The sequence below is a fragment of the Mucilaginibacter sp. P4_G9 genome (genome assembly GCF_056400985.1).
Map to the genome: position 1 here is coordinate 1 of NZ_JBFUKF010000440.1, position 4058 is coordinate 4058.

Genomic DNA, 4058 nt, shown 5'->3' on the forward strand with positions numbered 1-4058 from the left:
AGCCGGTTTGGTAGCGTTTTCAAAATCGTTGGCTAAAGAAGTGGCAGCGCTTAATGAGGAGCATGCAATAAGAATACTCAGCATTTCGCCGGGTTTTATTGAAACAGATATGACTGACCGGATCCCGGAAGCCGAAAAGCAAAAATTCCTTACATCGATACCGGCTAACCGCTTTGGGAGCGTAAACGAGGTGGCAGAAGTAGTGGCTTTTCTTGTTTCAGACAAAGCATCTTATATAAACGGAACTAACATACATATTAATGGCGGGTTATTATGATCAGGGAGTATTGATACACAATTTAAGTGAGTCGGACCCGAAAGATGTACTGGTTAACCACGGACCAACAAAGTTGCTGGTTGACAACTATCACTGGCATTCGCCAAATGTAGGTATTGTTGCAAGTTATACCCCGAATGACCGGGATGTGGAAGACCATTTCAATATTTTTAGAGGGGTTGACCAGATAGAAGCATTTGCGCAGGCCACTTCCGGTTCATGCAGCGTATTTTTGGAATGTCAGAAATTAGCCTCTACTCCGGTAGAGTTGGCCAAAAAATTTATGCCCAGGTTTTTAAGTATTGGCCAGGTAAATTTTATAGGATATTTAGAAAAGGGCGATACATTTATAAGTATCGGGAACATAAAATTTTATAAATTCAGGCAGATAGTTTGCGATGGAAGGATCTATAAATGCCCCGAGGGTATTGACCTGGATAAGCATTTTGAGGATTTTACCGAAGAACGTTTACTGGCATATGATATAGGAGAAGGTTTTACCCTTATTGCCGAATTTAATGACATAACAGGAAGATCAATTAAAAAAGAATTAATTTAACAGCAATTAAAATATTAATGGAAAGACAAGAAATTATTGATGGTTTGGTAGAGATACTTAAAACCGTAAGAACAATAAATCCGGATAAATTGGTGGGCATCACAGAAGAAACTGATTTTATAAAAGACCTGAATACACCATCAACAGAGATGATAAATATTGTGGCTAAAACCGAGCAGAAGTTTGATGTTGAGTTTGAAGATGATGATATTGATGATTTAGGGTCGCAGGTTAAAGATATTGTTAACCTGATATTGAAATCAAAAGAAAAAAACTAATATGAAAGGCAGGAAAGTAGCGGTTGTAGGAATGGGCGGAGCTTTCCCTGCCTGTGAAAATCTGGATGATTTTAGCCGGAAAATATTTGCAGACCAAAGCCTGATCCGGTCATGGGACCAGGCCCTGGCCCATGGCAAAAATATCCGGTCGTCGGTATCTGGTTATATAACAGAACAGGAGATGAATATTGATGTGATCTATTCATCATTAGCTGCAAACTACCCGGAAACCTATGTTGATAATTTGGACCGGATACCGCCTGCCAATTTAGCCACCGCTGATGTTGGGAGTATCTGGGCGATGCTGGCCACTTTAGATGCCATAAAAATGGCAGGATGGTCGGACATAGAAACCCAATCAGAACAAACGGGTGTGGTTATAGGCTCTGGTGGGGCTGGTAACGTGATATTACGGAACGCCTGGCATAATTTTTATGAGCTGGGTAAAAAAACGCGCTTAAGCGGAGGACACACGGTTGACCGTACCATGGTTTTCCGCGAGGCTGCCAATGTATCTATACTGATAAAAAATAAAGGTGTTTGTGAAGCTATCGGATCGGCCTGTGCAACCGGGCTCGGCAATATAGGTTATGCCTACCGGTTAATCAAATTTGGTTTACAGGACCGGGTTATTGCCGGCGGGATTGAAGGTACATCGTTAGAAACCTTTATTGGTTTTGATGGTATGCAGGTATTAAGCAAAGGCTTTAGTCCCGAAGAAAGCTCCCGGCCATTTGATATAAACAGGAATGGGTTTGTATGCTCATTTGGTGCAGGGATTGTAGCGCTTGAAGAATATGAGCAGGCTTTAGCCAGGGGGGCCGAGATATTAGGTGTTATTGATGATTATTTTAATAACTCTGATGGTGACGGCGATATGTTTTTCCCGTCCTTTGCCGGCCAGAAACGCTTATGGAAGGGCTTGCTTGCTGATTCGGAAGGTAAACCGGATGTTGTAAAGGTACACGGCACTTCTACACCGGCAGGAGATGCTATTGAACTGTTAAGCGTAGTAGATGTTTTAGGAGAAGACGGCTACCATATTTCGGCGCCAAAATCACAATTTGGGCACATGCTTGGCGCAGCCGGAGCGGTTGAGTTTATTACGGCTTTGCTGATGCTTAAAGAGCAGAAAGTTTTGCCATGCTTAAATTCGGTACAACTTAACCCCGAGCTGGAAGGCTACCAAAAAACAAGCCAATGGACAGGCCCCACCAAGCCACTGGAAGCTTACCGGAACCTGTTGCCGCAAAAAAGCTTTTCAAAAGAGATTAATAGTGTTGTTTGCCTTAATTACGGATTTGGCGGCACAAATAGTGCTTTAAAAGTATCGAAGCATAAAATATGATTAGTAACAACAATAAAGTAGCCGTAATATTTGGTGTAAGGAACGATAGCTCCATTGCTTATGATGTTGCCTTAAAACTAAATCAATCTGGTTGCAAGCTTGCGCTTAGCTATGTTGAGGATACTAAAGACGATGTACTTTACCTGATGGAAAGGCTAAATATTGATACCCGCTTTGCCAAACAGGTAGATGTAAGGAACGAAGACGAAATTACAGCGTTTTTAAACTTTGTATACCAGGAATTGGGCCCCATTGATTACATACTGCACGCCGTAGCTTTTGGCAATCAAAAAGTGATGTGTTCTTCCCTGCCAGGCAGCAAAGAGCCAGCACCATCATATATCGATATCCCGTTTGACGACCTGATGGATTCCTTTAATATCAGCGCCTATTCGCTGTTAAGAATAGCGCGGGTGGCCGAAAGCCTGCTGCAAAAAAATGCATCTATCCTAACACTTACCTACAATGCCGGAAGCAGGGTATTCCCCGAATATGCGGGTATGGCCATCAACAAAGCGGCCCTTGAAACCATTGTATTATATCTGGCCAGTTATTTCAGGAACAAACAGGTGAGGGTAAACGCAATTTCGGCAGGCTTGGTCATGACATCATCTGCCGGGGGCATAAGCGGAATTCGCAAGATCAGGAAATTAGGGAAAATTACCGCTCCGTTAGGCAATATTGATGCCGGGGACGTTGGGGATACAGCACTGTATTACTTTTCAGATCTTTCAAAAAAGGTAACCGGCAATATTCATTTTGTTGATGGCGGGTTTAATATTATGGCAATACCTGTAGATGGAGCATAAATTAGAATCATCGGTGAAGGAATTAACAGCCCTGCAGCGATTTGCAGTAGGTAACGACCTGGTATGCTTAGTCGATTTTAAAAACTCTTTAACCGACCTGTTTAAAAGTAAAGTTTATACCGCTGCCGAGATGGACTACTGCGATAGTTTTAGCGATCCAATTCTCCGTTACGCATCTACCTGGGCAGCCAAAGAGGCCGTTTACAAGGCGGTTAAGCAAATTGATCCGTCGCCGTTAAGCTGGAAAAAAATAGAAATTATCCGGATAAAAGCTTCCGGTCGTCCGCATGTAGTTTTACAACCTAATCTTAAATGTTACCAGGTAAGCCTTACCATATCGCACGATGGTGACTACGCCTGGGCTTTGGCATTAATTGATAAAATAGCTTAAGCCATTGACCTCACATTACTATCAAACCGACTTAGTAGATCTCCATTATTATAAATTTGGGACCGGGAAAGCGCATATGCTGTGTTTTCATGGTTTTGGTATGCACGGCAAACAATTTTTAGCTTTAGCGCCCGAACTTGGCAATAAATATACTTTTTGGGGATTTGACCTTTTCTTTCATAAAGAAACCAAATTGAAGGATAACAGTTTAGCTGCTGTAAAAACCGGGCTTGCCAAAAAACAACTGGCTGATTTAATAGTTTCCTTTTGCAAAGCCCAGCAGATAGACCGGTTTTCAGTAATAGGTTATTCCATGGGATCGCATTATGCAACAGCGATTGTTGAAGAACTTCCGGCTATGATCAACGAATATATTGTAGCGGCGCCATCATCTAT

7 protein-coding genes are annotated in these 4058 nt (G+C 42.2%); all 7 read left to right on the top strand.

Going from position 1 to position 4058, the window contains the following annotated elements:
- On the top strand, positions 1 to 277 hold a 277-nt coding region (locus AC1DPZ_RS23315), incomplete at its 5' end, for an SDR family oxidoreductase (RefSeq protein ID WP_477407963.1).
- A complete protein-coding gene (locus AC1DPZ_RS23320; protein ID WP_477407965.1) occupies positions 261 to 836 on the top strand; it encodes a hypothetical protein in 576 nt (191 codons plus the stop codon). The genes AC1DPZ_RS23315 and AC1DPZ_RS23320, both read left to right, overlap by 17 nt.
- 17 nt (positions 837 to 853) lie before the next feature.
- Positions 854 to 1114, top strand: a complete 261-nt coding sequence (locus AC1DPZ_RS23325) for an acyl carrier protein (protein WP_477407967.1) — start codon at positions 854 to 856, stop codon at positions 1112 to 1114.
- Position 1115: 1 nt separating this feature from the next.
- Positions 1116 to 2462 (top strand): beta-ketoacyl-[acyl-carrier-protein] synthase family protein, encoded by a 1347-nt coding sequence (locus tag AC1DPZ_RS23330; protein ID WP_477407969.1) that lies wholly within the window; start codon positions 1116 to 1118, stop codon positions 2460 to 2462.
- A complete protein-coding gene (locus tag AC1DPZ_RS23335; RefSeq protein ID WP_477407972.1) occupies positions 2459 to 3271 on the top strand; it encodes an enoyl-ACP reductase FabI in 813 nt (270 codons plus the stop codon). The genes AC1DPZ_RS23330 and AC1DPZ_RS23335 overlap by 4 nt, the downstream gene beginning before the upstream one ends.
- Positions 3261 to 3662, top strand: coding sequence for a holo-ACP synthase (locus tag AC1DPZ_RS23340; protein ID WP_477407974.1), 402 nt, complete (start codon positions 3261 to 3263; stop codon positions 3660 to 3662). Before AC1DPZ_RS23335 ends, AC1DPZ_RS23340 begins: the two co-directional genes overlap by 11 nt.
- 100 nt (positions 3663 to 3762) lie before the next feature.
- Positions 3763 to 4058: alpha/beta fold hydrolase (locus AC1DPZ_RS23345; RefSeq protein ID WP_477407976.1), on the top strand; the 296-nt coding region annotated here is incomplete at its 3' end.